The following is an 819-nucleotide window of genomic DNA, read 5'->3' as shown; positions in this document are numbered from 1 at the left end:
GATCGGCAACGGCGGCTTCGGCGGGACAGGCGGAGCGGGCGGCAGCGGCGGCGGTCACGGCGGAGCCGGCGGCAATGGGAGCCTTGTCAGCATCGGCGGGGCCGGCGGAGCCGGTGGTGCCAGCGTCAATGGCGCCGGGGGGAACGGTGGGAACGGCGGCGCAGACGGCCTGCTGCTCGGCAACGGCGGTGCCGGTGGCGCGGGCGGATCGAGCATAAATGGTGTCGGCGGTGACGGCGGGACTGGCGGCCAGGCGCTGCTGATCGGCAACGGAGGCAACGGAGGTAACCCCGGAACCGGCGTAGGTTTGGGCCATACCGGAGCCGGTGGCCGTGCCGGCGTGGTGCTGGGCGTGGACGGCTTCAATGCACCGGCCAGCACGTCACCCCTGCACAACCTGCAACAACAGGTACTCAAAGCCATCGACGCGCCCGTCCAGGCTGTCACCGGGCGCCCGTTATTCGCCAACGGTGTGCCCGGCGCCGCGGGCACCGGTCAACCCGGAGGCGACGGCGGCTGGCTGCTAGGAGATGGCGGCGCGGGCGGCTCGGGCGGATCAGGCCTCCCCGGTGGTGCGGGCGGGACCGGTGGCTTCGCTGGTGCCCCAGGGAACGGCGGCGCGGGCGGCAACTCGACGACTGGCAACGGCGGTGTCGGTGGGGCCGGCGGGACCGCCCCGGCCGATAACGGCGGCACGGGCGGCGCAGGCGGGCTCACCACGGCACCAGGCGCGGCCGGCGGGGCCGGCGGGGCCGGCGGGCCCAGCGGATTATTCTCCTACGGCGGGACAGGCGGCGCCGGCGGGACCGCCTTCGGCAC

General features: G+C 75.2%; 1 pseudogene. It reads left to right on the top strand.

The annotated features are described in order from the left end of the window. Positions 1-819, top strand: a pseudogene (locus MTAB308_RS29505) (PE family protein); the annotation flags it as partial.

The sequence above is a fragment of the Mycobacterium terramassiliense genome (assembly GCF_900157385.1).
Classification (GTDB): Bacteria; Actinomycetota; Actinomycetes; order Mycobacteriales; family Mycobacteriaceae; genus Mycobacterium; species Mycobacterium terramassiliense.
The sequence above is the reverse complement of the archived record's forward strand: the minus strand, read 5'-3'. Positions and strand labels throughout refer to the sequence as shown.